Source organism: Streptomyces sp. D2-8, assembly GCF_023184515.1.
In the GTDB taxonomy this organism is placed as follows: Bacteria; Actinomycetota; Actinomycetes; order Streptomycetales; family Streptomycetaceae; genus Streptomyces.
In genome coordinates this window covers 1-25,935 of sequence record NZ_JAAHBP010000040.1, presented here as the reverse complement: position 1 = coordinate 25,935, position 25,935 = coordinate 1, and the positions used below count along the sequence as shown (strand labels likewise).

Genomic DNA, 25,935 nt, shown 5'->3' with positions numbered 1-25,935 from the left:
GAGCTGTCGGCCTCGGACCTGCTGGGTGCCGTGTCGCACACCGGCACCACCCTCGACACCATCGGCTGCGTCGGTGTCGCGATCCTCGTGATCGTCGGCACGACGGCGGCGATCGACCGCCTGCCGCTCCTGCGCCGCCTGGCGAAACCGGTCATCGCCGTGGGCACCATGTCCCTGACCGCCTACGTAGGCCACTTCCTCGCCCAGTCCGCGTGGCCCGCCTCCGGCGCCGGGACCACGACGTCCTGGGTGCCCGTGCTCACGTACATCCTGACAGCGATCGTGTTCGCCACGATCTGGTCCCGCTTCTTCCGCCGCGGCCCCCTGGAGTACCTGCTCAACGCAGCCACCAAACCCGCCAAGTACATCCGGTGAGGTCCGGTCGGGGTGGCTCGGCTTCATGCCCCATCCCGGCCCGGTCAGCCGTCCGAGGCCCGCAAGGGGATTGCCCTTGCGGGCTTCGGCTGTGGTCCCTGGCCGACTGATCTCAGCTCCGCCTGGCGCCAACCGGTCGTCCATGGACGCGGTCTGGACAACTGCGGGACATCCGTGGGCCTGGTGTCGGCGCGGGCCGGGGGCAAGGACCGGTGCGGGTTCAGGACACGGCCGCCGCCGCCACTCGGTCCTCAGGTTGACGCCCGGCCAGGTCGCCTGTAGCGCAACAGGGCGTCGCGGCGCAGGCGTGCGTACTCACCGAAATCCTCGTGTGCTGCGAACCGTTGGCCGGTGTGCCGGGTGCCGGCGGCGCCGAGTGGTGCGGGGATCGTGCGCGCGTGCTCCGCCATGGCGCTCGATGGCCTGGAGAAGGTCCGCGAAGGTGGTGCAGGCGCCGGTTCGCCGATGACCGTCATGATCCACGCGTCGGCTCCGCGGTCACCGCCGCCATGATCAGCGCCGTGGGAGCCCGCGGCGGAAAGGGTGTACCGGGGCGCGGAGTGGGCTGCCGGACGGTGCCCGTGCGCATCAGGTCGAGCGGGCGGCCGTCCGGCCTGCTCAGCGGGCCCGCTCGCCCTTGGCCATGAGCACGGGCATGGGGACTCCCGGGCGAGGGACGGACTGGGCGGGCAGCGAACCGCCGCAGCCGGCTGGCCCTGGGTCAGGCCCGTCTCACCCGCGTCCCGCCGAGGTCAGGAGCTGCGTCGCCGCGAGCCGCGCGTACAGCTCGTCCTCGGCCACCAGCTCCTCGTGGGTGCCGACCGCGCGGACCCTGCCCGCGTCCATGACGACGATGCGGTCGGCGTCCGTGACGGTCGACAGGCGATGGGCCACCACCAGCACGGTGGTCTCGCGTGCGGTCTCGGCGATGGCGTCCCGCAGTGCCAGCTCGTTGACGGCGTCGAGCTGCGAGGTCGCCTCGTCCAGGAGCAGCAGCCGGGGCCTGCGCAGCAGCGCGCGGGCGATCGCGATGCGCTGGCGCTCGCCGCCGGACAGTTTCGTGCCGCGGTGCCCGACCGGGGTGTCCAGGCCGTGCGGGAGACGCTCGACGAGGGCGTCGAGTCTGGTCCGGGTGAGGACCTCGCGCATCTCGTCGTCGGTCGCGCCGGGCGCGGCGAAGACGAGGTTCTCCCGCAGCGTGCCGGCCAGCACCGGCGCGTCCTGCTCGACGTATCCGATGACGGACCGCAGCTCGGGCAGCGGCCACTGTGTCACGTCCTTGCCATCGACCAGGACACGGCCGCCGGTCGCTTCGTAGAACCGCTCGACGAGCGCGAAGACCGTCGACTTGCCCGCGCCCGAGGGGCCGACGAACGCAGTCATCCCGCCGCCCGGCACCTCGAAGTCCACCTGCTGGTGGATGTCCGGCAACCCGGTCCCGTAGCGGAAGGACACCTCCTCGAAGCGAACCGACGCAGGACGTGGCCGCACCGTCTTGGTCGCCGCGGGCCGCGCCGACCGGTGCCGGTCCTGCTTCTCCGTCGCCAGGCGGTCGACCTGCGCGATCCGGGCGATCGCGGCCGCGCCCTCCTGGTACTGGGACGCTGCCTCGACCAGCTGGTACACCGGCTCCATCAGGAAGAAGAGGTACAGCAGGAACGCGATCAGGGTGGACACGGGCATGTCCCCGGACGCCACCCGCGCCCCGCCGACGGCGAGTACCGCGAGGAACGCCAGCTCGACGGCGAGGTTGTCGGCCGAACCCAGCACGGCCTCCCACTTCGCGCTGCGCACGCCGTGGCGCCACGCCCTGCGTGCCGCCGCCTCGACGCGAGCGGTCTCCCGCTCCTCGGCGCCGGACGCCTTCACCGTGCGGAACGCGCCGAAGACCCGCTCCAGGCCCGTGGACATCTCCCCGACTGCCGCCTGCGCTCGCTCGGCGGCCTCCCCGATCTTCGGCAGCACCAGCGCGGCAGCCACACCGACGACCGCGACGACTCCGAGCGTGACGCCCAGCAGGACGGCATCGAGGAACGCCATCACCACGACCGCCGCGACCAGCGTCACCGCCCCCGTCGCCGCGGAGACCACCGCCTGGGTGCTGACGGCCCGCAACAGCGTGGTGTCGGAGGTCACCCGGGACATCAGATCGCCCGGCTGCATCCGGTCCACCTCCGTGAGGCGCAGCCGCAGCAACCGTCCGATGAGGCTGCGGCGGGCGGCGAGCACCACCGACTCCGCCGTCCGTTCCAGCACATAGGCGCCGAACGCCTCGGCCACCATGCTCAGCAGGACCAGAACGGTCATGGCCAGCAGAATGGTGCCGATCGTGCCACCGGACGAGAGCCGGTCGACCAGCGCCTTCGTGGCCAGCGGCTGCAGCAGCCCTCCGGCAGCCCCTACCAGTGCCAACAGCAGACCGAGCACGACGGCCCACCGGTGCGGACGGACGTACCCGTACAGCGCCTTGAGCGTCTCGCGGGCGCGCAAGGACTCGACATCCGTCGCCTCTGGGGCGGATGCGGTGTTCACAGGATTCCTTTCCTACGTGGTCGGCCGCGCACCGCGTCGGCGGTTGCCGCGGCGCTCGTCGCGAGCGTGTGCACAACGGCATCACGGAGATCAGGGCGTACGACGGCCAGGCGCCTGCCCCGAGAGATCAGCGATCGCCGGCTCAGTGGACCAGTGAGGCCGCACGCGTGGCGAAGACGTGCACCCCTGCCTCGTGGAACTCAGAACGGACGACGAACAGGACACCGGCGCCCGCCGCCAGCGTCAGGCCGAGAAGTTCCAGCGCTCCTTGTCGCGGACGTGCTGTGTCATGCCTCCAGGCTGGACGCCCGGCCGCTCCGCGCACATCCGGCGACTGTCGGGCCTACCCCCGCCGAGTGGCTGGAGAAGACCGGCCTGGGGTAGTACGGCACGTCAACTCTGCGCGGCGACGCCTATGCGTCCGGCTCGTCGGTCCCCGGAGAGCCTGCGGCCGGCTGCCGACGGGGGCGGGCCGGTCAAAGACCGGGCGATACCGCCGAGCCGCCGCCGTGGAGCAGAACGCTGCCGAGCACCGTCAGGGTCATGGCGTACACGGCGGTGTAGGCGTACCGCCGGTCCGGGAGAGCATGGAACGCGAGCAGGCCGAACACGGTGGCGGTGGTGCCGCGTGGTCCGAGGGCGCCGACCATGAGCCGTTCTCGCCAGGTGAACTTCGAGCCGAGGAAGGCGAGCATGATCGGAAGGATGCGCACGACGGTGAGCGCGGCCACGCCCGGCACCGCGGCCAGCGCCGGGCGCTCCCAACGCGCCGGACCTTCCGGCCGGTCGGCACGGCACTGCGCCTTCCTGGCGGAGGCCATGGGAGCCGGTACCCCGGGCGGTGGGGATGACGGCCACGGCGAAGGTCCTTGGAGTCAGAGTCGAGGCGGAACGGCAGGTGAGAGGCGGATGGCTGCGCGGGAGCCGCGGGGCCACGGCCTCCGGCGACCGCCCGCCGGAGGCCGACTCACGCCCGGACTTCCCGGGGTGCCCACCCGAGGCTCATCGGACGCGACGTGCCAGTTTCGTGGCGTCGTTGAGCAGGTGCTCCAGGGGGCCGCGGCGGAAGAAGCGGGACCAGACCGCCGCGAACACGATGGCCCCGACGACGAAGCAGAGCAGCAGCCCGAAAGAGGCGGCCTGCGGCGGGGTGGCCGCTTCGCCGGGCAGGGCGAGGATTGCCAGGATGTGGCCCACGTAGAGGGTCAGGGACATGGTGCCGACGGCGATGACCGGCGTTGCCGGCCGGCGCAGCCACGGCAGTCGGTCCAACGCCACCGTCGCGCACAGGATCACGGTGATCGCGACCCCCACGCAGCCGACGAGGTCGAACGTGGAACCGCTGTGCGGCTCGGCCGCCAGCAGCCCCCAGGCGTCGGGGCCCCACAGCCCACCACCGACCGGCAAGTCGAAAGATCCCTCTGCCACGCCGGGATCCTTCATGGCACCGAAGTCCTTCATGGCACCCGGGTCCTTCATGGCAGGCATCCCGGCCATGACCTTCTGAGCGCCGCCGGTCAGCCGGAGCGCCAGCCACGAGACGCCGTATCCGAAGGCGATCAGCGCGGGACCGACCACGGCCAGCCGTCGCCGCACCGCGCCTGAGGCGAGGTCCAGCCGGCCCAACGCCATGCCGGTGACCACGAACGTCATCCAGGTGATGGCCGGGTAGAAGCCGGTGAGCAGGAAGTCGAGCACACCCACGCCGGAGAGGCGGGCGATCGGGTCGTACGAGTCGATGGTGTTCACGATCGACTCGCTGAGCAGCGCTCTCAGGGCGTACGCCAGCTGCGGCGTGACGACCGCGAGCGCGACCGCGATGAGCGCGAGCGTCCTGGCCCGCAGCCGCAGCAGGGGCAGGGACAGCAGGAAGTACACCGCGTAGAAGTTGAGGATCGTGGCGCCGCCGAAGTCGGTCATCGTCAACGCGGTGCCCACCACCAGCAGGATCACGGCCCGGATCACGATCCTGGCCCTCGCCTGCCGGCCGGCCAGTCCGGTCTTCGGCTCCAGGCGGCCGGCGATCAGCACCAACGAGAACCCGGCGAGGGTGGCGAACAGCGCCGAGGCCCGGCCGCTCGCCAGCCAGACGACCCATTCGCCGACGCCGCTGCCGGACGTGGGGAAGGGGTTGAAGGGGCCGGTGTGCACGGCGAACATTCCGAACACGGCCAGCGCGCGGGCGAGGTCCACCCCGACCAGCCGCGCCGTCGACGAAGGGCGTTCCGTCGCCGTGGCGGACTTGGACGCGGGTAAGGGCTGGGGAGGCGCCTCCTTGGCGCTTTGGATGTCGGTCACCGGGACAACCTTGCCGAGGCGGGGGCTGTCGACCATCCGCCGAGCTTCGGGAGATGTCCCGCCGGTCAGCCGACCGACCCCCTCCGATTGGCGGGGGCCGGTATCGGCCGCGTGGCGGGCTCGTCGCTGCCGGCGCCGAAAGGCGGTATCCGACCTGCCATTTCGCTGTGCGGACGGTGGTTGTGGACGCCGCAGCGTTTTGTTGGCCGCCCAACTCATGCCCAGGAGGCAGTACTTCAGCCCAAGAGGCAGTACTGCAACTGACGCGCCATGGTGGCCACGAAAGGCCGGGCGGCATGCCCACGACCTCCCGGGCTTTCCGCCACTTCCGCCCCGAGGTGCTGCGCCGGAAGGGAGCCCCCTTCTCACCGACGAAGAGCAGCCCGTCCGGGCCCGGCTCGGCGTAGGACTCCAGGTGCCCTTGTCCGCGTAGGCCCGGAAGCTCATGCGCCCGCATCGGGGTCGCGCCACTCACCACGGCGAATCTCGGTCTGCTTTTCGGCGAGCCAGTCATCGGCGTCCGCCGTCGTCTCGAACGGGAAGGGTGCCGGACGCATCCCCCGTCAAGCCCCGGATAGCGCGCCTGACAACGACCGGACGGCAGCTTCCTGATCGCGCCGAAGCGGCGACGCCTGCCCCTGTTGTGAGACGACGGTTCCGCCGAAGCGGCTCGGTGCGGCGTGCCACGACTCGGCCAGCGAATCGACCAGGAGCAGCCCACGCCCGTGGGAATCGTTGGCGTCGGGATGCCTCAGCCTCACGTTCGCCGGAAAGCCGGGGTTGTGCACGTCGACCCGGAGCGAGGTCCCCTCACGGAACCATTCGACCCGTACGGGCCAGGGTTCGTCCGACCGGCCGTAAGCGATGGCGTTGGTCACCAGCTCCGAGATCATCAGCGCACAGTCGTCTACGGAGCAGACCGGGTTGTGCGGGGCGATGAACTTGCAAGCGCCAGGGTCGTGCGCGAGCCGACGCGCTTCCAGCCGCGCCCCCGGCAACCCCGGCAAGGTAAGTGCGTGCCCTGATCCGGCCGCTGACTCGTCACACCGCGCCTGGCGAAGGACGTCGAGCCGATCAGCTCGGCCCTGGAGTGGCACCCCTCCGAGGCAACCGGGATGCTCGCCGCGACTGCCCGAGGCGTACGCGGCACCTGCGAAATGCGAGACGCCGACCTCCCGGTCCCCCTCACCGACGAGGGCGCCCGACCGTGCACGAGGTCGACCTCGACGAGGCCCTGACCCGCGACCAGTTGGCCCGCGCCCTCGAATCGCAAGGCCAGCACATCGGTGTTTCCCAGGGGGACTTCCCTGCACGGCGTCAGCCCAGGGTCATTCCGGGAGGTACTCGCGGCCGAGTGGAAACGCCGACGGCAACGACGCCCTTGAAGTTCCATTGATCTTTTTCACATGTACATCCACCCTCTTCCCTTTCGTCACCATGTGAAGATCGTCGTCGCTTGTCGCCACCTGACCATGACGACAAGTCCACGACCACATCCGATAAGGGGGACCCTTGTCTCTGTTCATTGCACATCGCCGTACGGCGATGTGCGGCATGGCCCTGCTCGCTGGCATGACCCTGCTCGCCACGGCGTCACCCGCTGCGATCGCCGACGACGCAGCACCTTCGACGCGGGCCGCAGCAACTGTGGAGGCGGTCACTGGCACAGCCGACATCGCAGCCAGCTCCTCTTCCACGAGCGCCCCTGCCACCGCGACAATGCTGGTCGAGGGCAAGGAAGTGAAGATCACAGCCCCTTCGACGGCAACCGGCAGGGTGACGGCCGAAGCAGCGGGCTCGCGTATATCCATGAAGCTGCCCGGGAGCGCCGGCACCCCCGGGCTGAAGACCGAAGGCGGCACGATCGTCTACCCGGGCGCCGCGCCCTCCACTGATCTGGCTGTACAGCCCACCACAGACGGCGGTGTCCGCGCCCTTGTCACGCTGAAGGACTCGGCAGCCGCCACCGAGCGGCGATTCCCGCTGAGCCTTCCCGATGGCGCGGCCCTTCAGGAAGACGGCTTCGGCGGATACCTCATCAGCGAGACCACCGGCGACGACCCCAAGATCATCGGTTCAATCGACGCTCCGTGGGCCACGGACGCCAAGGGACGCTCCGTACCGACGCACTACAGAGTCGAAGGGGACACACTCGTCCAGACCGTCGAGACATCTGCCGACACGGCGTTTCCGGTGGTCGCCGACCCGAAGGTCAGCCTGGGCTGGTACATCTACCTCCGGTTCAGCAAGAGCGAGGTGAAGGACCTGGCCAAGGCCACCATGCCTACGTTCGCCGTCGTCGCGGCCGCTATGGCCTGCGGCAAGATCCCCAACCCCGCGGCGTCGGCAGGCTGCGCAGCGGCCACCGGGCTCCAGGCAGCCTCCCTGTGGAGCCAGGCCAAGGACGCAGCCAAGGCCAAGCAGTGTGTGGAGTGGAAGGTGACCTATGTTGGGGTCATCAAGGACTGGAAGCGCTACAAGTGCTGACTGGAGCCAACTGCATCTCTGACGGACGGCGGTATACCCGTGTCTCAAGAGCCTGACGGAAGGACCATGATGCAAAAGTACGGAGCCGTGGCCCGGGACCTCGCGATCGTCACCGCCGTCTATCTCGTGGCGATCCTCGCTGTCGGGGTGCTGCGGGACTGGGCTGCCGCAGCCTGGCTGGTGGTGGGCCTGCCGGCACTCCTGGCCGGACGCATCGTCTTTCACCACAAGATGGCACTGAAGTCTGGGCGCTCCTGACCCGGGCCGGGCCAGGGCCGTTCTCGGAGCGATTGCAGTACAGCAAGGAAGTGCAGCAACCCCCGCAACCGCCCGTTGCCCTCGGCGCCGTATGCGCCGAGGGCAACATGGATCGCAGCAGCGGTAGTTGTTCTCGCACCACAGCACGGCAGGCGCGCACCACAGGCGCACCAGATCGAGCGGGGAACAGCGGGGAATCACGGTGAAAGCCACCGAGCCCAACGGGGCGCAGCCCAGGTCGTTCACCCAGGTCAAAGTTCGATTCCGCCGAAAATGCTCGCACCTTCCCAAGCTGAGAGCGCGAGTTCGATTCTCGTCACCCGCTCCATGATGAAGGCCCAGGTCAGAGACCTGAGCCGTTTTACTCGTGTTCCGGCTACGGTCGCGGCCCTGCGGCGGTCGCTCGCCGAGGAGAGCCCCCGGTGATCAGCTGCTGCCGGAGTCGGCCGGTCGGCCGATGAGTCGGCGTAGCTGCGGGGTGCTGAGTGCGACCATTGTGCCGACCCCTAGGACGAAGGCCCCGAGCAGCAGGAAGTAGGCCGCCAGCGAGAGCACGGTGGTCAGCCGGAACAACTGGCCGCCCACAACCACACCCACGGCACCGAACAGGCCGTTCACCGCGAGCAGACGGCTGGTACTGCCGGGCGGCGCGACCGCGGCAGCCAGTGCCAGGCCAGCCGGGGCGAGCGCGATCTCGCCGCAGGAGTAGAGCAGGTAGACCAGCAGCAGCCAGTGGGGGCCGACCGGGCCGTGCTCAGCGAGCCGGGCCGCGACGGCCAACAGCAGAAAGCTGAGCCCGGCTGTGATCAGCGCTCCCGCGAACTTGACAGGTACGTCGACGCGCGGCCCGGCACGCAGCCAGAGCCGGGCGAAGAGCGGGGCGACCAGCAGGACGAAGAGCGGGTGCACGGACTGGAACCAACTGGCGGGGACCTCGAGGCCGAACAGGTCCCGGTCGGTGTGACGCTCAGCGAAGAGGCTGAGCACTGAGCCACTCTGCGCGAAGATCATCCAGAATGCGGCCGAGGCGGCCATCAGCGCGGTGAATCCGGCGAGCCGACGCTTGTGGCCCACTCCCAGCGCGTGGGTCCGGCGCAGTGAACGCAGGTACCAGAACGGGAGGGTGACCGTGGTCAGGCCGAGGACGGCGAGCACTGCGGGGAGAGGCAGCAGCCCACAGGACGCCGGCACCACCAGAAGCGCGCCCACCGCCCCCGTGACCCAGGCGGCACGCCGGAGCATCGCAGCGGCCTCGGGGCGTGGCACCGGGCGGGGCGGACGCGCGCCCACGTCCCCGTATCGTCGCAGGCCGAGGGTGAACTGGATCAGCCCCGCCGTCATGCCGAAGGCGGCCGCCGCGAAGCCCAGGTGCCAGGCGACGCGCTCCGCCAGCAGCCCCGTGACGACAGGGGCGATGAGCGCACTGACCTGGATGCACATGTAGAAGAGCCGAAAGGCCGCCTCGCGGCGGCCCTTCCCGTCCCCGCTGACCTCCGCGACCATAGCCGCCATGGCCGGCTTGACCAGGCCTGTTCCCACGACGACCAGCAGCAGCCCGGCATAGAGCGAGCCCGTTACCGGAACCGCGAGCACTGCGTGGCCACAGGTGATGAGCCGAGCAGCACAGCCTGGCGCGCCCCCAGCACCCGGTCGGCGAGCCAGCCGCCAGGCAGACCGGCCATGAAGGTGAGCGACATGTACGCCGCGAAGATCGCGGTGGCCGACTGCGGCGCCATGCCCATGCCGCCGCGAGCCTCCGAAGCGGTCAGGTACAGGACCAGGATCGCCGCCATGCCGAAGAAGCTGAACCGCTCCCACAGGTCGACCGCGAGCAGAGTGCCGAAGCCGGGCCTGCGGCCGTTCCCTGGCCGTACCGCTGCGGTGGAGGCGGTGGCCGGCGACGAGTCCGGTGGGGGGAGAGAAGTGTCCACCGGAGGTCACCGGGCCGGTTTGAGCGCCACTCCGGCCAGCATGGCGAGCTTCGGGTCGGGGGTCTCGGCCGGTTCGGGGCGCCACAGCGGGGCACGGACCACGCCGGGTTCCACCAGCTCGAAGCCCTCGAACAGCGCGGCGAGTTCCTGGTTGCTGCGCCAGATCACCTGGCTCACCGCGCCCCGGTAGTGCTCGGCCGCCTCCGGCGCTGCCCTCGGGACCTCCTCCGCGCCGGCGTGCGAGATCACCAGGGCGCTGCCGGGTGCCAGCCGCTCGGTGTACTGGCGCACCAGGGCGAGCGGATCGTCGCCGTCCGGGACGAAGTGCATCACCGCCGCGAGGATCAGCGCGACCGGCCGGTCGAAGTCGATCAGCCGGCGCGTGTCCTCCGCGTCAAGGATCTCCCGGGACTTGTACAGGTCGCCCTGGAAGACGGCCGCCCTGGGTTCGTCGCCGAGCAGCGCCCGGCCGTGCGCGACAGCCACCGGGTCGATGTCGACGTAGACGACCTTGCTGTACGGGTGGGCTGCGAGGGCCACGTCGTGCACGTTGCCCTCGGCTGGGATGCCGGAGCCGATGTCGAGGAACTGCCGTATGCCGAGCGCGGACAGCTCGCGTACGGCGCGGCGCAGGAAGGCGCGGTTGGCCTTGAGGGTGGCGGGGAGGTCCGGGTTGCCTGCCGCGACCTTGCGGGCGAGTTCCCGGTCCACCGGGAAGTTGTGGGTGCCACCGATCCAGTGGTCGTAGACCCGGGCGATGCTCGGCGTGTCGATGTCGACTTCCGGCGGGGCCCAGGCGGGGCGTTCGGTGTCCTGACGTTCCACGGGTGTCTCCTCCAGAAGGGGTGGGTCGGGATCGGCGGTCACGCCGTGAACACCGGGAGTTCTTCGAGGCCGCGCATCATCAGGCTGGTGCGCCAACGCAGTTCGTCCGCGTCCACGGCGAGCCGCAGCCCGGGGAAGCGCGCGAGGAGGCGGCTGAGGACGATCTGCCCCTCCAGCCGGGCGAGCGGGGCACCCAGGCAGTGGTGGATGCCGTGGCCGAAGGCGACCGAGGCGGTGTGGGCCCGGGTGATGTCCAGGCGGTCCGGGTCGGGGTATCGGGCCGGGTCCCGGCCGGCGGCGCCGAGCGAGATGGTCACGAACTCGCCCTCGGGGATGACCACGGAACCGACCTCGACGGGCTCGGTGGTGAACCGCCAGGTGGCGTTGGTGACCGGACCGTCGTAGCGGAGGAACTCCTCGACGGCCGCCGGCCACAGCGACTCGTCCGCCGCGAGCTGCTGACGCACCTCGGGGTGGGTGAGCAGGGCCAGGGTGCCGTTGCCGATGAGGTTGACCGTGGTCTCGTGGCCGGCCACCAGCAGCAGGAACGCCATGGAGATCAGCTCGTCGGACGACAGCCGGTCGCCGGCGTCCTGGGCGTGCACGAGGTCGGTGAGCATGTCGTCGGCCGGTTCGGCCCGCTTCGCCTCGATCAGCGCCTTCAGGTACGCGATCATCGACGCGCTGGCCTCGCGCACCTCGTCGGTGCCCGAGCCGGAGACGAGCAGGTTGGACCAGCGGCGGAACGCGGCCCGGTCGTCCGGGGGCACGCCGAGCAGCCAGCAGATGACCGTGAACGGCACCGGGAAGGCCAGCGCCTCCATGAGGTCCAGCCGCTCGTGCCGGGCCATGGCGTCCAGTTGTTCGTCGGTGAGCTCGGTGATGCGCGGTCGCAGGGACCCGACCCTGCGCGCGGTGAAGGCCCGGCCGACGAGCCGACGCAGCCGGGTATGGTCCGGCGGGTCGCTGTCCAGCATGTGCACGCTGAGGACGTGCGGGAACTGGCTGCGCTCCCCCGACTCCGCGAGGAACTCCCGCTGTTTGTCGGGGTCGGCGAAGTTGCGCGGGATGAGGTCCCGGCCGACCCGCATGTCCTTACTCAGCCGGGGGTCGGCGAGCAGCGCCCTGGCGTGCTCGTATCCGGTGACCAGCCAGGTGCGCAGGCCGTTCGGCGTCGTCACGGGCACGGCGGGCGCGGTTCGCCGCAGGTCGGCCAGCGCCTCGTGCGGGTTCTGGTGGAAGGCTGGGGTGAACAGGTCGGTCGGCGGGGCGGTCTGCCAGGCGTCCGTACGTGCCATTCTCAGACTCCTTCCCTGGGGTCGCCGGTGGCCCGGTCCCCCGCGTAGCTGGCCAGCTCCCGGTAGATCTCGAAGGGTCGGTCCCGGCCGGTGTCGCGCAGCGGCCGCAGCGGGGCCGTCTGGTCCTTGTGGGCGGGGCCGCTTTCCCAGGCGGTGAACGCCTCCCAGTCCGACCAGCGGCTGACCACGACATAGGAGCGCGGGTCGCCGAGGGCGTGCAGCAGCTTGTTGCCGAGCAGGCCGGCGGTACCCGCCATCCGGCGGCTGGACTCGTGGTACGCGGGCAGCACCCGGTCCGGGTCGTCGCTCAGGTGGTAGAGCACCACCTCGATCGCTGTATGGGTCGCTCCGGAGGTCACGAGGTACCGCAGGCTGCGCCGGACAGGGCGGCGACGACGTGCATCGTCGTCATGGAACCGCCGCTGCGGTACGGGTGCAGTTTCTTTCGGTGTTCCAGATGCCGGTCGCTTGTCTCGAACTCGCGGAACAGCGGCTCGTTCTCCCAGTCGCTGACAATGTAGTAGACGCCGTCCTCCTCGGCGCTGCGGGACAGCCACTGGCCGAGGTTGGCGGGGTGGGTGGTGACCGAGTCGCCGACTTCCAGCCACACCTTCTCGAACTCGTTCTCCATGCCGGGCTTGATCTGCATCCGCAGCATGACCCGGAAGACCTGCTCGGAGAGTTCGGGCATGTCAGATCCCCCCGTCGACGTTGAGGGTCTCGCCGGTGATGTAGGCAGAGGCGTCGGAGAGCAGGAACAGCACCGGGCCTGCGAGTTCCTCGACGGTGCCGAGGCGGGCGAGCGCGGTCTTGCGGGAGTAGGTGGCCCGCAGTCCGTCGGCGCGGTCGGCGGGCATGGTGGCGAAGGCCTCGGTCTCGATGACGCCGGGGGCGACCACGTTGACCCGGATGCCCTGCGGGCCGAGTTCCTTGGCGAGGGAGCGGGTCAGCCCGATCATGGCGGCCTTGGCGGCGGTGTAGTGGGCGCGCAGCGGTATGCCCGCGGCGGCGCCGCGCGAGCCGATGTTGACCACCGAGGAGCCGGCGCCGAGCAGCGGCAGCGCCTGCTGGATGACCCGGTAGGCGGCCGTGAGGTTGGTGTCGAGGATCCGCGCCCACTCGTCGGCGGGCAGGTCCGCGAACGGGATGTGGCTGATCACGCCCGCGTTGTTGACGACGCCGTCGAGCCGTCCGAAGCGGTCCTTGGCCTCGCCGACGAGGCGGTCGACCTCGGCGGTGTCGCCGACATCCGCGCGGATCACGTGGTGGTCGCCGACGGTTTCCTTCAGCGCGGCGGTCAGGCTGTCGACGGCCTCGCTCTCCTGCCGGTAGCAGGTGAGGACGTCGGCGCCGGCCCGGGCCGCGGCGAGGACGATGCCCCGCCCGATGCCCCGGGTGCCGCCGGTGACGAGGAGTTTCCTGCCGTGCAGTGCGAGTTCCACTGGTTTCCCTCCTTGGCTGGGCCGCGGCTCACACGCAGCCGTCGACGTGGATGTTCTGGCCGGTGATGTAGCCGGCGTGGTCGCTGATGAGGAACAGCACGGCCTGGGCGATGTCGTCGACGGTGCCCAGCCGGCCGAGCGCTGTGAAGGAGGCGAAGGTGGCGCGCTGCCGCTCAGCCTCCTCGGCGGGCAGTTCGTCGAGCGCCTCGGTGGCGATACGGCCGGGGGACACGGTGTTGACGCGGATGCCGCGCGGTCCGAGTTCCCGGGCCAGCGAGCGGGTCATGCCGATCAGCGCGGACTTGACGGCGGTGTAGTGGACGCCGCCGGCCATGCCGATGAAGGCGACCGTGGAGCCGATGTTGATCACCGAGGAGCCGACGGAGAGCAACGGCAGGGTGCGCCGGGTGACCAGGTGGGTGGCGGTGAGGTTGCCCTGGAGGGTGGCGGCCCACTCGGCGGGTCCGAGGTCGGCGTACGGCTGGGGGCGGAACGTCCCGGCGTTGTTGACGACGGCGTCCAGTCCGCCGAGGCCCGCCTCGCACGCGGCGGCCAGCCGGTCCACGTCCGTCTCGTCGGCGGCGTCGGCCCGCAGCACTTGGTGCTTGCCGGGGGTGCCGGCGAGTTCCTCCTCCAGAGTGGCGACGGCTTCGCCGGGAGTGCGGTAGCAGGCGACGACGTCGGCCCCGGCCCGGGCGGCGGCTAGCACGATGCCCCGCCCGATGCCGCGGCTGCCGCCGGTCACCAGGACGCGCTTGCCCTGGAGTTGCCGGCCGGCCCGGGCCGCGGTCTCCACCTTGGCCTTGATCAGCCGCATCTGGACGGCGGTGTTGCGGTTGAGTCGGGCGGTCATCCCGGCGTCGTCGATGGGGGCGTCGGGTTTCATCGCGAAGCCCTGGATCCAGCGCATCCGTACGCCGCCGGGCACCTCCTCGTACTCCCAGCGGATGTTCATGTACTCGAAGGGACCGGTCTCGACCCGGCGGGCCACGACGGTGCGGGTGGCCGGGTCGGGGGTGCGCTCGGAGACCCAGCTCCAGACCGTGCCGTTCTCGTCCGGGTGCAGGGCGAGGCGGAAGGTGACGGTGTCGCCGTCCTGGCCGAGGATCTCGGCGGAGGCGTACTCGTTGAACAGCCGCGGCCAGGCGGCCACGTCGTTGGTCATCGTCCACACCAGGTCCATCGGTGCCTCGACGACAATCGCGTTGTCGGTGTGTCCTGCCATCAGACGCGCGCCTCCGTGAGCCGGGCGTGGACATAGGAGAGGGCCTCGCGGGGGGTCTGGGTGTGCGCCAGGTCGCCGTCGGGGATCTGGATGCCGTACTCGCGCTCGATGCGGTTGACGAGTTCCAGCAGGGCCAGGGAGTCGTAGCCGAGGTCGACGAGCGCGGTGTCGGCGAAGTGCTCGCCGTCCAGGTCGGTCTGCTCGTCGACTCCGGCGCTCGCGCGCAGGATCCGCCGGATGTCGTCGAGGGTGAACTCCGTCATGGGGTGCCGCCTTTCGTACGTCGTGGGTGGTGGGCCGGTCGCTTCTTGAGGGCGTCGCGGTCGCCGGCGCCGAGGACCAGTGCTGAGGTGAAGCCACCGTGGCCGCGGGCCAGGACGAGGGCGGTGCGCGGGTAGGTCTGGCGGGGGCGGTCGAGGACGAGGTCGATCTCGCAGCCGGGGGCCGGCCGGCCGAGCCCCGCAGTGTGCGGGACGACACCGGCGCTCAGGGCGAGCAGCGCGGTCGCCACGTCCAGCGCGGCGCCGCCCGCGTAGAGGCGCCCGGTGAGGGTCTTCGGCGCGGTCACCGGTACCGCGCCGGGGCCGAAGACCTCGGTGATGGCGCGGGCCTCGGCGAGGTCCTCGGCGGGTGTGCCGGAGGCGTCGGCGAAGACCACGTCGACATCGCCCGTGGCGAGCCCGGCGTCGGCGAGGGCTCGCCGGACGACGGACACCAGCACGGAGTACCGCGCGGTGGTGCCGTCCGCCGTGGGGTCGAAACCCGCCGCGTAGCCCAGGAGTTCGCCGTACGCCCGGACCCCGCGGGCGCGTGCCGCCTCGGCGTTCTCGACGACGAGGATGGCACCGCCCTCGCCCGGGACGAAGCCGGAGGCGCCCGCGTCGAAGGGCAGGTAGGCACGGGCGGGATCGTCCTCGGCGGACAGCCGACCGGTGGACAGCTGCGCCACCAGGCCGTACGGGCACAGCGAGGCGTCGGTGCCGCCGCTGAGCACGAGCCGGGAGCCGGTGTCCAGCAGCCGCCGGGACTGGCCGAGGACGTCGAGGCCGCCGGCCTGCTCGCCGCAGATGACGCCGCAGGGGCCGCGCATGCCGTGCCGGATGGAAACCTGGCCGGTGGTGGCCGCGTAGAACCAGGCGATGGACTGGTAGGCGCCGACCCAGGAGGAACCCTTCTGGTAGAGGTTCTCCATCTCGTGCTGTCCGAACTCGGTGCCACCCGAGGAACTGGCGGTCACCACCGCCATCTCGTACTCCGGCAGGGTCGCCGGGTCGGCGGCGGCGTCCGCGAGGGCGTCCTGGGCGGCGGCCAGCGCGAAGTGGGTGAAGCGGTCGGTCTGCGGGACGAGCCGTCCCGGCACCTGTTCACCCGCGCGGAATCCGGGGACCTCGCCCGCCACTTGGACGGGGTAGCCGGTCGGGTCGAAGCGGGTGATCCGGCCGAGGCCGCTCTTTCCCGCGAGCACCGACTCCCAGTGCCGGGCGGCGCCGATCCCGGTGGGCGCGACCACGCCGAGCCCGGTGACCACGGACCGGCCGCGGCGGCCGGGGAGTATGCCGGAGGCGCTCATGCCGCCTCCCCGTGCCCGACGGCGGGCCGGCCCAGGACCATCGCCGTCTGGAAGCCGCCGAAGCCACTGCCCACGCTGAGCACCCGGTCCATGCGGTGCTCGCGGGCCGTCACCGGCACGTAGTCGAGGTCGCACTCGGGGTCGGGCGTGGACAGGTTGGCCGTCGGCGGGACGACCTGGTGGCGTAGGGCCAGGGCGCAGGCGGCGATCTCCAGGGAGCCGATCGCGCCGAGTGAGTGCCCGATCATCGACTTGATGGAGCTGACCGGCACCTCGTGGGCCCGCTGTCCGAGACTGCGCTTGAACGCGGCGGTCTCGTGCCGGTCGTTCTGCTTGGTTCCCGAGCCGTGCGCGTTGATGTAGTCGATGTCGCCGGGGTCGACCCTCGCCCGGTCCAAGGCGACCCGGACGGCCTCGGCCATCTCCCGGCCGTCCGGCTTGAGTCCGGTCATGTGGAAGGCGTTGCTGCGACCGGCGAAGCCGAGGACCTCGGCGTACACGGTGGCGCCGCGGCGCCTGGCCGACTCCATCTCCTCGATCACCATGACGGCGGAGCCCTCGCCCAGGACGAAGCCGTCGCGCCGTCCGTCGAAGGGCCGGGAGGCGTGTGCGGGGTCGTCGTTGTTGGCGGTGGTGGCCTTGATGGCGTCGAAGCAGGCGGAGGTGATCGGCGACAGCGGGGCGTCGGTGGCGCCGGCGAGCACGATGTCGGCCGTGCCCTCCTCGATCAGCTGGACGCCGTGTCCGATGGCGTCCAGGCCCGAGGTACAGCCGGTGGAGATCAGCGCGACCGGCCCCTCGGCGCCGGCCTGCCGGGCCACCTCGACAGCGAGAGTGCTGGGCACCATGTAGCCGTACAGGTGGGGAACGCCGTACCTGTGGTCGACCAGCCAGTCGCGGCCGCCGTCGGAGAGGACCGCGTACTCCTCCTCCAGGCCCATGGTGCAGCCGACGGCGCTGCCGATGCTCACGGCGACCCGTTCCGGGTCGGCGCCGGGCAGTTCGACGCCGCTGTCCGCGACGGCCTCGCGAGCGGCGACGACCGCGAACTGGCCGGCCCGGTCCATCCGGCGGGCCTCCTGCGGGGTGAGTCCGGCGGCGAGCGGGTCGAAGTCGCACTCGGCGGCGACCTGGGAGCGGAACCCTGCCGGGTCGAACAGGCTGATGCGGCGGGTGGCGGTGCGGCCGGCGGTGAGCAGGTCCCAGTAGGCACCCCGCCCGATTCCGCCGGGCGCGACGGCGCCCACCCCGGTGATCACCGCGCGTCGGTGCCGGGCCGTCATCGGGCCGCTCCCACATCGGGGTTGCCCGCGGACGCGTCGAGCGGCTGTTCGGTGTCGACGTGGCCCAGTTCGGGGCGCGGCGCGAGCGGCGAGAGGTGGAAGACCGCCTCGGCCGGCACGGACCCGGTGTTCACCAGGCGGTGACGCACTCCGATGGGCACCAGCAGCGAGTCGCCGGGGCCGAGTGCGACCGGGGTGCCGCCGTCCAAGGTCATCTCCAGTCGGCCCTGGACGACGTGCAGGAACTCCTCGGAGTACGGGTGGAGGTGCTCAGTGACGTGGTGGCCGGGGGCCAGCCGCAGCACTCCGCCGAAGCCCGAGGTGCAGCCCACGGTCTTGGGGCTGAGGGTGACGCGGATGTCGCCGCCGCGCTTGGTGTTGGCGGCGACCTCGTCGGCGGAGACCCTGGTGGTGGCGGGGGCGCTCATCGAGCACCGCCCAGGTTCGCCGAGCGCGGGGCGCTGATCTGCGGGCCCTGCTGGGGCGTCCAGGAGTAGAAGGGGACGGCCATGGCGTCCTTGGGCTCGCGCCAGTCGGGGTCGTAGGGCGAGATGAACTGGCCGAGCCGGGTGTTGATCTCCTCGTAGAGCGGGTGGCTGCGCGCCTTGTACAGGTTCGGCGCGATGTCCTGGTCGGCCTCCACCACATGGAAGTACAGGTTGTGGAACGCGAACAGCGTCCGCCTCGACACCCCCACCAGATGGGGCAGTTCGGTGCTGTCCGAATCGGCGAAGACCTGCGCGACGCCCTCGGCGTCGGCGAGGTCCATCCTCGCCACGATCAGCGTTCGGTGCACGATGTCCTCCCGGCTTGTCGGTGCTGTGTTCACCCTGGTCGGCGGGGGTCGAGGCGCTCTCGAAGGCGCCTGGAGAACCGCTGGCGGCCCCGGTGCGGCGGGCGGGACACAGCACGACGGCCCGCCGCACGTGGGGTGCGGCGGACCGTCGAGGAGGTCGTGCTACCGGCGGATGTCGGCCTTCACCAGGGTGACGCCGGCACCGCCGGCGACACCGGCCCCGGCCGTCCGGGGATTCGGTACGTCGCCCGCGGGCGTGCCCCGCAGCAGCAGGATCAGGGCCTGCCGGGTGAGCCGGGGAACGGAGTACAGGAGCTCGGCGTCCGGTGTCAGGTGTTCCTGGACGAGGTGGACGTCGACGAGGTATTCGAGGAGCGTCTCGGCGTCACCGATGCCGGGACGCAGCCGTGCCACCACCTCGTCGAGGCGCCAGCGGGGGCGCTCGCGCTGGAGCAGCAGGTGCAGCAACTCCCGGGAACGGGCGGGCAGATGCCGGTGGCTGGCGGCCACGGTGGTCACCAACGACTGTGTGCCGGCTGGGAGTTCGAGCAGCATCCGGGGGTTGCCGCGTAGCCGCAGCGCCAGCCGTGCCGCCGACCAGCCGGGCCGTGCGGTGAGCCGGCCGGCCACCGCCCTGATCGCCAGCGGCAGTCCCTCGCACAGCCCCATCAGCTCCTGCACCGCCGCAGGGTCCTCCTGACGGGAGCGCTCCCCGGCGACCCGGTCGTAGAGCTTGAGGGACTCCTCGTGGGACAGGGCCGGGAGCACGATCTTGCGGCCGATGGAGAGGCTGTGCACCCGGTAGCGGTTGGTGGCGATCACCGCGCAGCCGGAACCGCCCGGCAGGACGGCACGGATCTGGGAGGCGGTGAGCGCGTCGTCCACCACGACCAGCACCCGGCGGTCGGCGGTCCAGGTGCGGAAGAGCCGGCTGAGCTCGTCGAGCCCGGCGGGCTGCTTCTCGCGCTGGATGCCGCAGGCGGTAAGACAGGCCGACAGCACGTCGGCGAGCTGCTGGGAGCCCTCGCCGACGGCGGACAGGTCGATGAAGAGCTGCCCGTCGGGGAAGCGCGGGCGCAGCCGGTGCGCGGCACGCACGGCGAAGGCGCTCTTGCCGACACCGGGCGGGCCGTGCACCTCCACCACCCGCATGCCGGTGCTGGGCCGGTCCGCGCCGAGGAAGGTCTCCAACTGGCCAAGTTCCCGCTCCCGTCCGACGAAGTCACCGACGTCGGCGGGGAGCTGGGCCGGGCCCGGCACGAGCCGGCGCCCGCCGGGCGCGGTCTCGGTCTTGGCCGGAGCCGCTCCGCGGAGGTGGCCGCGGTCAGCGAGCACCTCCTGGTGGAGCCGCTGAAGCTGCGCGGAGGGTTCCAGTCCGAGCTCTTCGACGAGGTGGGTGCGCAGAGTGCGGAAGGTGTTGAGGGCGTCCGGGCGGCGGCCGCAGCGGTGCAGGGCCCGCATCAGCTGCCCGGCGAACGCCTCGTGGGTGGGGTGGGCGCGGAACGCCTCGGACAGCTCGTCCAGCAAGGCATGGTGACGGCCGAGTTCGAGCTCCAGGGAGAAACGTTGCTCCTGGACGCTCTTACGGCGTTCCTCGAGCTGGGTCGACCAAGCCGACAGCCGGCGTCCGGTGCTGACGTCGACCAGGGCTCCGCCCTTCCACAGGGAAAGGGCCGCCTTGAGAGTGCGAGCGGCCTCCTCCCCCGCACCGGTACGGAGCTGTGCCATGCCCTGTTCTGTGAGCTGGTCGAACCGGTAGGCGTCCACTGACTCCTTGTCGTCCAGTCGCAGTTCGTACCCACCCACTCTGGTCAAGATTGCGGGGCAGCCGTGCGGTGGACGGGATCCGAAAGGCGCGCCATTCTGTCCGGTGGCCAACAGCAGCCTGCGGCGCAGTTGATAAATGTAGGTTTGCAAGGTGGTCAGCGCGCTGAGCGGCGGGTGGTCCTCCCACAGCTCTTCGCACAGCTGATCCACGCTGACCAGAGAATTTGCATTGAGCACCAGCAGGGCAAGCACCTGACGCAGCTTGGGGGCCGACGGTGTTACGTCCTCCCCGTTCCTGCGTATTCGCATCGAGCCCAGCAGACCGATCTCTATCACTGCATTCCCCCTGAGTGCGCCGCCTTCGCGGGATGGCGGCCATCGGCTATTCACCTTCCTACGCCACTCGATTCCCGGCAAAACATCTCCCGCACCGACGGCTCAAGAAATTACCCTCCCTTTACTCGGGAAATCAGCTTCGCCGAAAACAAGTTGAATTCAGCAAAAGCCCTGCGGTCGCCTGGCGATGGAATACTTGATTCCACTCCGGCCGAATACCGCTTCCATTCCCTATCTCACCGCATCCTATTACTTGGCACACATGGATGACAAGGTGCACATTTCTGCGTGGAGTGTGGCGTCCGGCACCCTCACAGGCTCAGCTCCACCCGGTACTCCGCCAGCCAGGTGTTCAGCTGGAGGACCATCTCCATGCTCGCCCGCTCCACCCACGCGAAGGCACCGCTGGGGGCCGCCGCCGCGCCCAGCGCCACCCGGGTCGCCTCGGCGTCGAGCAGCGGGGCGACCGGCGCCGCCCGGTCCGCGGCCACGTCCCCGAAGCGGTGGCGCACGAACTCGCCGTACGCCGCCTCCTGGACGGTCGGGTAGGCGCTCTTGGGCCGGTTGAGCACCCGCTCCGGCAGCAGATCGGCGACGGCGGCCCGCAGCAGGCTCTTCTCCTGGCCGTCCACCCGCTTCAGCTCGGCCGGCACGTTGTACACGTACTCCACCAGTGCACGGTCGCAGAACGGCGGGCGCAGCTGCACCCCGTGCGCCATGCTCATGCGGTCGGCCCGGTCCAGATGGGTCGGCGCCCACCGGGTCAGCGCCAGATAGGTGACCTCGCGCGCCCGGCGCTCGGCGGGGCCCTCCCCGGCCACCTGCGGGACCTCGGTGAGAGCGTCGCGGTAGTGCTGGTCGGCGTACTCCATGAAGTCCAGCTCCTTGCGGAGCGTACGGTCCACCAGCGAGCAGCCGAGACCGCCCGCGGCGGCGTCGTGCCCGCGCTCGAAGGAGACCCACGGGAAGGTCGTGGAGTTGCTGTGGGCCGGGTCGTACGCCCAGAAGTAGCCGTTGAACACCTCGTCGGCGGTCTCCCCGGAGAGCACGGCCCTGATCCCGGCGCCGCGCAGCGCCTCGAAGAACAGCAGCAGCGAGACGTCCATGTCGCCGAGCGGGGAGGGCGCGTCCTGGCTGCGCAGGGCGGCGGCGTGCGTTCGCGGGTCGGCGAGCGCCGCCGTGTCCAGCAGGATCTCGGTGTGCTCGGTCCCGATGTGCTCGGCCGCGAGGGCCGCATAGGGGGCGTCGGGGGTGGCGCGCATGGTCGGGTGCGGCTCGAAGTTCTCCGCGTAGCCGGCGAAGTTCACCGAGAACGATCGGAGCCCGCCCCCCGCGGCCCGCCGCTGACGGGCCGCGAGCGCGGTCAGCGCGCTGGAGTCGATCCCTCCGGAGAGCATCGCGCCGACCGGCACGTCCGCGCGCAGATGCGTGGCCACCGCCTCCGACAGCAGCCGGCGCACGGTGGCGACGGTGGTCTCCAAGCTGTCGGTGTGCGGGCGGGCGGGCAGCGACCAGTAGCGCCGGTGGCCGGTGCCCGGCGCCCGCACGGTCATCGTGTGGCCGGGCAGCACCTCGCGCGTGCCCCGGAACACCCCGGTGCCCGGCTTGCGGCTGTGCGCGAACAGCTCCCGCAGCCCGTCGGCGTCGACCACCGGCCGTACCGCCGGGTGCGCCAGCAGCGCCTTGGGCTCGGAGCCGAAGACCACCCCGGAAGGAGTCAGGAAGTAGCACAGCGGCTTCACCCCCAACCGGTCGCGGACCAGGAGCAGTTCCTGCCGCCGTACGTCCCACACGGCCAGCGCGAAGAGGCCCTCCAGCCGCTCCGGGAAGGCGGCGCCCCACTCCAGATAGGCGTGCAGCGCCACCTCCGCGTCACCGTCTGTGGTGAACCGGTGTCCCTTCGCGGCCAGTTCACGGCGCAACTCCACGTGGTTGGTGACAGCCCCGTCCAGGGTCAGCACGGCCACCGGGTTCCCAGCCTCCGACTCCACGAGGGCCGGCTGCGCCGCGTGCCCGGGGTCGAGCAGGGAGAGCCGCCGGTGTGCCAGCGCGGCATGCCCCTCGATCCACTCACCGAAGCCGTCGGAGCCGCGGTGGGCGAGCGCCGCCGCCATCGCATGGACGGTGGGCGCCTCCGGTGTCAGGTCCCGCTCGAAGTCCACCCAGCCGGCGATTCCGCTCATCGTGGTGCCCTCTCGTTCTCTGCGTCTGATGTGGGTGCGCTGTTCCCTGCCGGGACGGGGGTGACGTGGGTGACTTCCACCAGGGAGAGCCCGCGCCGGGCGACGGCGTCCCGGAACTCGGCGAGCCCGGGCGCCCCTTCGCCAAGCACCGCGATCCCGAGTCGGCGCGGGGCCGCCTCCCCGTAGCGGCGGTACAGCTCCAGATAGCCATGCGCGGTGCGCTCCGCGTCGTCGACCAGCGCGAACCGCACCGGCCGCCGCTGCCCGCGCCAGGTCAGCTCGCCCGCCGTGCCGCCAGCGAAGTTGTGCCGCCAGCCGCTGCCGGTCGCCACCACCAGCGCGCCGCCGAGGGTGTGCACCCCGGCGGGAACCGTGTACGGCCGCCCGCTGCGCCGTCCCGTGAAGTGCAGCAGCGCGAGCCGCTCGGCCACCGGACCGGGCTCGGGGCGGGACAGCAGTTCCCGCATCCGGACGTCGGCCGCCGCCCGCTCCGCCCCCTCCGGCAGATCGCGTACGACGACGGGGTTCACGACAGCACCACCGCGGCGGCCGTCAGCGCGCAGCCCGCGATCGCGAGGCACGTGCGCACCAGGTGCCAGTCGCGCCAGGCCGGGCGGGGGTCCCGCCAGCCGGGGCCCAGGTCCTCGGGCCGGGTCCGCTTGACCGTCCGGTTGATCGGCACGTTCCGGGTCTGCGACACCACGGCCACCCCCGCCATGCAGAGGGCGGCGGCCGCGAACAGCACGCCGGGGCCGACCGACGCCCGTACCGCGAGCCCCACGTCCACGGCGGTGGATCCGGTGACGATGAACGGCATGATCCGGTCGTAGCGCCTGCCGAGCAGGATGTGCGTGGACACGTACCGCTCCGGGGTCATCGCGATCAGCGCGGGCATCACGCTCACCGCCACCGCGAAGAGCACCCCCGCCACCAGGCCGGTGCCCGTCAGCACCAGCACACTCAAAGCCTCCACCACTGCTTCCGCCCTCCTTCGAGCCTTGCGCCGCATTTCGGGCCTGGTACGTCTCGAACCTGTCAGCCGCCCCTCGGACGGCACTCGAATCAGCCTGGGAGCGCGCCGATCCGCACTGGTTCCGTTCGCCCGCGCCGCGAGCCCGGTTCGAGGCCCCGGGTGTTGCATCGGCCCGCCGAAACCGAACGCATTCCACACCCTTCGAGGAGCCGGTATGGCGGACGAGACGACCGAAGTACTCATCGTGGGCGGCAGCATGGTGGGCCTCGCCCAGGCCCTGTTCCTCGCCCGGCAGGGCATCCGGACGCTGCTGGTGGAGCGGCACGCGGAGATCTCGGCGCACCCCCGGGCGCAGGCCGCGAGCCCGCGGACCATGGAGCTGCTGCGCGCGCTCGGCCTGGAGGACGCGGTACGGGCGCGGGAGAACCCGCACGCCCAGTACGGCGACATCCTCCAGGCCGAGTCCCTCACCGGGCCCGAACTCGGGCGGTTCGACGGGCCGTTCCGCTTCGACCCCCACGAGGTGGGCACCACTGGCTGGACCCTGATCGGGCAGGACCGCCTGGAACCGGTGCTGCGGGAGCGGGCCGAGGAGCTCGGCGCGGACATCCGGTTCGCCATCGAGATGACGGGATTCGCCCAGGACGCGGAGGGCGTCACGGCCGTGCTGCGCGACGTGGGCGACGGCTCCGAGCGGACGGTGCGGGCGCGGTACCTGGTCGCGGCCGACGGCTCACGGGCGCCGATCCGCACCTCGCTCGGCATCGGCCATCACGGGCAGGGTGTGTTCGGCCGGCAGATGAACATCGTCTTCCACGCCGACCTCGACCCGTACGTGGCGGGACGCACCTTCTTCCTCTGCTTCGTCAGCAACCCGACCGTCAAGGGGGTGCTCGGCAAGCTCGGCGGCGCGGACTCCGACCGCTGGGTGCTCGCGCCGAGCCTGCCGCCCGGGGCCGACCACCGCGTCTACGGCACCGCGGACTGCGTGGAGCTGGTGCGGGCCGCCGTGGGGGTACCCGATCTGCCGGTCGCGGTGGAGTCCGCGACGAGCTGGGAGATCGCCGCCTGGGTGGCGGACCGCTTCCGCTCCGGGCGGGTGCTGCTCGCCGGTGACTGCGCGCACGTCATGCCGCCCACCGGAGGGTTCGGCGGCAACATGGGCATCCAGGACGCGCACAACCTGGCCTGGAAGCTCGCGTGGGTGCTGCGCGGGGAGGCGGGCCCCGGCCTGTTGGACACCTACGAGCAGGAGCGGGCGCCGGTCGCCGAGTTCACCGTCGACCAGGGCGTCATCCGCTACCTCCAGCGCAGCGGCCTCGACGAGGCGGCAGCGGCCCGGCACCGTCCCGAGACCACGGTGCTGTTCGGCCACGTGTACCGATCGGACGCCGTCCTCAGCGAGGTGGGCGACGACGACACCGCCGTGGTCGAGGACCCGACGACCCCCACTGGTCGCCCCGGCACCCGCGCTCCCCACCTTCCCCTGGTCCGCCAGGGCAAGGAGATCCCCCTCCACGACCTCCTCGACGGCGGCTTCTGGCTCCTCACCGGCCCGAACGGCACGGCCTGGCAGGAGCCCGCGCAGGCACTGGGCCTCGCCTTCCACCGAGTGGGCACGGAGGAGTCCCCGGAGACCGTCGAGCGGTTCCTCACCCGCTACGGCGTCGAAGACACCGGCGCGGTCCTGCTCCGCCCGGACGGCTTCATCGCGTGGCGCGCCACCGGCGCCGTGGGCGACCCCACCGGATCGCTGACGGCGGTACTCGACACGGCGCTACAGCGTGCGCTTGCGTAAGCGCTCGGCTTGGTGCCGCGGTATGCCGTCAGTCGTCTGCGGCATCGCGCGGCTGGTCGCGCAGTTCCCCGCGCCCCCATGAAGCGGCCGCGGTGCTCCTTCTCGGAGCACCGCGGCCGTCCGATGCGCGCGAAGCGCTCCTTGAGGGGTGCTTTCAGAATGCTGGGTGCTTGCGAGCGTCATGCAGTGTGCGAGTTGGAGGAAGGCGTGGTGCATGTCGTCGCGTGCTTCCCAGCGGTCCGTAGGCGGCGGGGGCCGTGGAGCCAGGCGATGGCGGATTCGGCGACCCACCTGACCTCGCCCAGGCCCGAGCCGTGCGGCTGGCCGCGTCGGACGATCTTCGGTGTGGTGCCGCGCTCGCGCAGGCGGCGGCGGTAGATGTCGTGGTCGTAGCCGCGGTCGGCGTAACGCGTGGGGCTCGTGCCGTGGCCGCCCCGTTATGTTTTCCGCGGTTCCGCAACGGGACCGCTGGCCTCCGGGCCCGCCATGACTGTTGCCCCCTGTCGAACGGATGACCTGGGGGGTGGTGTCACCGGGCCCGGGAGGTGCCGTCGGAGA

Annotated in this window: 24 protein-coding genes and 5 pseudogenes; 5 read left to right on the top strand and 24 right to left on the bottom strand. The window is 71.4% G+C overall.

Annotation, left to right across the window (positions count from 1 at the left end):
- On the top strand, positions 1 to 375 hold a 375-nt coding region (locus G3I77_RS39680; protein WP_248512125.1), incomplete at its 5' end, for a DUF418 domain-containing protein.
- Positions 376 to 1,107: 732 nt separating this feature from the next.
- Here the strand turns inward: G3I77_RS39680 and G3I77_RS39675 are convergent.
- From G3I77_RS39675 to G3I77_RS39655, 4 genes are all read right to left on the bottom strand, one after another.
- Positions 1,108 to 2,907 (bottom strand): ABC transporter ATP-binding protein, encoded by a 1,800-nt coding sequence (locus tag G3I77_RS39675; RefSeq protein ID WP_248512123.1) that lies wholly within the window; start codon positions 2,905 to 2,907, stop codon positions 1,108 to 1,110.
- 476 nt (positions 2,908 to 3,383) lie between these two features.
- Positions 3,384 to 3,728, bottom strand: coding sequence for a cation:proton antiporter (locus tag G3I77_RS39670; protein ID WP_248512121.1), 345 nt, complete (start codon positions 3,726 to 3,728; stop codon positions 3,384 to 3,386).
- A gap of 181 nt (positions 3,729 to 3,909) precedes the next feature.
- Positions 3,910 to 5,205 carry a DUF418 domain-containing protein gene (locus G3I77_RS39665; protein ID WP_248512107.1) on the bottom strand — a complete coding sequence of 432 codons (1,296 nt, stop codon included), beginning with the start codon at positions 5,203 to 5,205 and terminating at the stop codon, positions 3,910 to 3,912.
- A 563-nt stretch (positions 5,206 to 5,768) separates the two neighbouring features.
- Positions 5,769 to 6,203, bottom strand: a complete 435-nt coding sequence (locus G3I77_RS39655; protein WP_248512135.1) for an ATP-binding protein — start codon at positions 6,201 to 6,203, stop codon at positions 5,769 to 5,771.
- Between the two features lie 57 nt (positions 6,204 to 6,260).
- On the opposite strand from G3I77_RS39655, the pseudogene G3I77_RS39650 reads away from it, so the two are divergent.
- The 3 genes and pseudogenes from G3I77_RS39650 to G3I77_RS39640 form a co-directional block, all read left to right on the top strand.
- Positions 6,261 to 6,469: pseudogene (locus G3I77_RS39650) on the top strand (DUF1152 domain-containing protein); the annotation flags it as partial.
- A gap of 248 nt (positions 6,470 to 6,717) precedes the next feature.
- Entirely contained in the window at positions 6,718 to 7,692 is a 975-nt protein-coding gene (locus tag G3I77_RS39645; RefSeq protein WP_248512106.1) for a hypothetical protein, read from the top strand.
- A gap of 66 nt (positions 7,693 to 7,758) precedes the next feature.
- Positions 7,759 to 7,950, top strand: coding sequence for a hypothetical protein (locus G3I77_RS39640; protein ID WP_248512103.1), 192 nt, complete (start codon positions 7,759 to 7,761; stop codon positions 7,948 to 7,950).
- A gap of 426 nt (positions 7,951 to 8,376) precedes the next feature.
- Here the strand turns inward: G3I77_RS39640 and G3I77_RS39635 are convergent, their stop codons facing one another.
- The 19 genes and pseudogenes from G3I77_RS39635 to G3I77_RS39550 form a co-directional block, all read right to left on the bottom strand.
- Positions 8,377 to 9,543, bottom strand: a complete 1,167-nt coding sequence (locus tag G3I77_RS39635; protein WP_248512101.1) for an oligopeptide:H+ symporter — start codon at positions 9,541 to 9,543, stop codon at positions 8,377 to 8,379.
- Entirely contained in the window at positions 9,525 to 9,881 is a 357-nt protein-coding gene (locus G3I77_RS39630; RefSeq protein ID WP_248512098.1) for a hypothetical protein, read from the bottom strand. Before G3I77_RS39630 ends, G3I77_RS39635 begins: the two co-directional genes overlap by 19 nt.
- A 6-nt stretch (positions 9,882 to 9,887) precedes the next feature.
- Positions 9,888 to 10,706 carry an SAM-dependent methyltransferase gene (locus G3I77_RS39625; protein WP_248512096.1) on the bottom strand — a complete coding sequence of 273 codons (819 nt, stop codon included), beginning with the start codon at positions 10,704 to 10,706 and terminating at the stop codon, positions 9,888 to 9,890.
- Positions 10,707 to 10,744: 38 nt separating this feature from the next.
- Positions 10,745 to 12,004, bottom strand: a complete 1,260-nt coding sequence (locus G3I77_RS39620; protein ID WP_248512094.1) for a cytochrome P450 — start codon at positions 12,002 to 12,004, stop codon at positions 10,745 to 10,747.
- 2 nt (positions 12,005 to 12,006) lie between these two features.
- The gene (locus tag G3I77_RS39615) at positions 12,007 to 12,363 is read right to left on the bottom strand and encodes an antibiotic biosynthesis monooxygenase family protein (protein ID WP_248512092.1); all 357 of its coding nucleotides are present in this window, start codon (positions 12,361 to 12,363) and stop codon (positions 12,007 to 12,009) included.
- Complete coding sequence (locus tag G3I77_RS39610) at positions 12,360 to 12,695, bottom strand: antibiotic biosynthesis monooxygenase (RefSeq protein WP_248512090.1); 336 nt, start codon at positions 12,693 to 12,695, stop codon at positions 12,360 to 12,362. Before G3I77_RS39610 ends, G3I77_RS39615 begins: the two co-directional genes overlap by 4 nt.
- A gap of 1 nt (position 12,696) precedes the next feature.
- Positions 12,697 to 13,446 (bottom strand): SDR family oxidoreductase, encoded by a 750-nt coding sequence (locus G3I77_RS39605; RefSeq protein WP_248512089.1) that lies wholly within the window; start codon positions 13,444 to 13,446, stop codon positions 12,697 to 12,699.
- Between the two features lie 28 nt (positions 13,447 to 13,474).
- Positions 13,475 to 14,191, bottom strand: a pseudogene (locus G3I77_RS39600) (SDR family NAD(P)-dependent oxidoreductase); the annotation flags it as partial.
- 30 nt (positions 14,192 to 14,221) lie between these two features.
- Positions 14,222 to 14,671, bottom strand: a pseudogene (locus G3I77_RS39595) (SRPBCC family protein); the annotation flags it as partial.
- Positions 14,671 to 14,934 (bottom strand): acyl carrier protein, encoded by a 264-nt coding sequence (locus G3I77_RS39590; RefSeq protein WP_248512086.1) that lies wholly within the window; start codon positions 14,932 to 14,934, stop codon positions 14,671 to 14,673. The gene G3I77_RS39590 and the pseudogene G3I77_RS39595, both read right to left, overlap by 1 nt.
- Positions 14,931 to 16,241 (bottom strand): ketosynthase chain-length factor, encoded by a 1,311-nt coding sequence (locus G3I77_RS39585; protein ID WP_248512084.1) that lies wholly within the window; start codon positions 16,239 to 16,241, stop codon positions 14,931 to 14,933. Before G3I77_RS39585 ends, G3I77_RS39590 begins: the two co-directional genes overlap by 4 nt.
- Positions 16,238 to 17,524 (bottom strand): beta-ketoacyl synthase, encoded by a 1,287-nt coding sequence (locus tag G3I77_RS39580; protein ID WP_248512082.1) that lies wholly within the window; start codon positions 17,522 to 17,524, stop codon positions 16,238 to 16,240. Before G3I77_RS39580 ends, G3I77_RS39585 begins: the two co-directional genes overlap by 4 nt.
- The gene (locus tag G3I77_RS39575) at positions 17,521 to 17,952 is read right to left on the bottom strand and encodes a cupin domain-containing protein (protein WP_248512079.1); all 432 of its coding nucleotides are present in this window, start codon (positions 17,950 to 17,952) and stop codon (positions 17,521 to 17,523) included. The genes G3I77_RS39580 and G3I77_RS39575 overlap by 4 nt, the downstream gene beginning before the upstream one ends.
- Positions 17,949 to 18,320, bottom strand: a complete 372-nt coding sequence (locus G3I77_RS39570; protein WP_308311453.1) for a TcmI family type II polyketide cyclase — start codon at positions 18,318 to 18,320, stop codon at positions 17,949 to 17,951. The genes G3I77_RS39575 and G3I77_RS39570 overlap by 4 nt, the downstream gene beginning before the upstream one ends.
- A 162-nt stretch (positions 18,321 to 18,482) precedes the next feature.
- Positions 18,483 to 20,126 (bottom strand): BTAD domain-containing putative transcriptional regulator, encoded by a 1,644-nt coding sequence (locus G3I77_RS39565; protein WP_248512128.1) that lies wholly within the window; start codon positions 20,124 to 20,126, stop codon positions 18,483 to 18,485.
- An 87-nt stretch (positions 20,127 to 20,213) separates the two neighbouring features.
- Positions 20,214 to 20,396 (bottom strand): annotated as a pseudogene (locus G3I77_RS41380) (winged helix-turn-helix domain-containing protein); the annotation flags it as partial.
- Positions 20,397 to 20,734: 338 nt separating this feature from the next.
- On the bottom strand, positions 20,735 to 22,606 hold the full coding sequence (gene asnB / locus G3I77_RS39560) for an asparagine synthase (glutamine-hydrolyzing) (RefSeq protein ID WP_248512077.1): 1,872 nt from the start codon (positions 22,604 to 22,606) through the stop codon (positions 20,735 to 20,737).
- Complete coding sequence (locus G3I77_RS39555) at positions 22,603 to 23,136, bottom strand: hypothetical protein (protein WP_248512070.1); 534 nt, start codon at positions 23,134 to 23,136, stop codon at positions 22,603 to 22,605. The genes asnB and G3I77_RS39555 overlap by 4 nt, the downstream gene beginning before the upstream one ends.
- Complete coding sequence (locus G3I77_RS39550; RefSeq protein ID WP_308311452.1) at positions 23,133 to 23,579, bottom strand: DUF1772 domain-containing protein; 447 nt, start codon at positions 23,577 to 23,579, stop codon at positions 23,133 to 23,135. The genes G3I77_RS39555 and G3I77_RS39550 overlap by 4 nt, the downstream gene beginning before the upstream one ends.
- A 214-nt stretch (positions 23,580 to 23,793) precedes the next feature.
- On the opposite strand from G3I77_RS39550, the gene G3I77_RS39545 reads away from it, so the two are divergent.
- Positions 23,794 to 25,377 carry an FAD-dependent monooxygenase gene (locus tag G3I77_RS39545; protein ID WP_248512066.1) on the top strand — a complete coding sequence of 528 codons (1,584 nt, stop codon included), beginning with the start codon at positions 23,794 to 23,796 and terminating at the stop codon, positions 25,375 to 25,377.
- A gap of 171 nt (positions 25,378 to 25,548) precedes the next feature.
- Here G3I77_RS39545 and G3I77_RS39540 read toward each other — a convergent pair.
- A pseudogene (locus tag G3I77_RS39540) lies at positions 25,549 to 25,812 on the bottom strand (transposase); the annotation flags it as partial.
- Positions 25,813 to 25,935 lie beyond the last annotated feature (123 nt).

What these genes read in the sequence shown, in the direction of transcription:
- asnB (WP_248512077.1), bottom strand. Translation starts at nt 22,606, where the DNA reads ATGAGCGGAATCGCCGGCTGGGTGGACTTCGAGCGGGACCTGACACCG.
- G3I77_RS39610 (WP_248512090.1), bottom strand. Translation starts at nt 12,695, where the DNA reads ATGCCCGAACTCTCCGAGCAGGTCTTCCGGGTCATGCTGCGGATGCAG.
- G3I77_RS39590 (WP_248512086.1), bottom strand. Translation starts at nt 14,934, where the DNA reads ATGACGGAGTTCACCCTCGACGACATCCGGCGGATCCTGCGCGCGAGC.
- G3I77_RS39640 (WP_248512103.1), top strand. Translation starts at nt 7,759, where the DNA reads ATGATGCAAAAGTACGGAGCCGTGGCCCGGGACCTCGCGATCGTCACC.
- G3I77_RS39545 (WP_248512066.1), top strand. Translation starts at nt 23,794, where the DNA reads ATGGCGGACGAGACGACCGAAGTACTCATCGTGGGCGGCAGCATGGTG.
- G3I77_RS39585 (WP_248512084.1), bottom strand. Translation starts at nt 16,241, where the DNA reads ATGAGCGCCTCCGGCATACTCCCCGGCCGCCGCGGCCGGTCCGTGGTC.
- G3I77_RS39670 (WP_248512121.1), bottom strand. Translation starts at nt 3,728, where the DNA reads ATGGCCTCCGCCAGGAAGGCGCAGTGCCGTGCCGACCGGCCGGAAGGT.
- G3I77_RS39580 (WP_248512082.1), bottom strand. Translation starts at nt 17,524, where the DNA reads ATGACGGCCCGGCACCGACGCGCGGTGATCACCGGGGTGGGCGCCGTC.
- G3I77_RS39575 (WP_248512079.1), bottom strand. Translation starts at nt 17,952, where the DNA reads ATGAGCGCCCCCGCCACCACCAGGGTCTCCGCCGACGAGGTCGCCGCC.
- G3I77_RS39620 (WP_248512094.1), bottom strand. Translation starts at nt 12,004, where the DNA reads ATGGCACGTACGGACGCCTGGCAGACCGCCCCGCCGACCGACCTGTTC.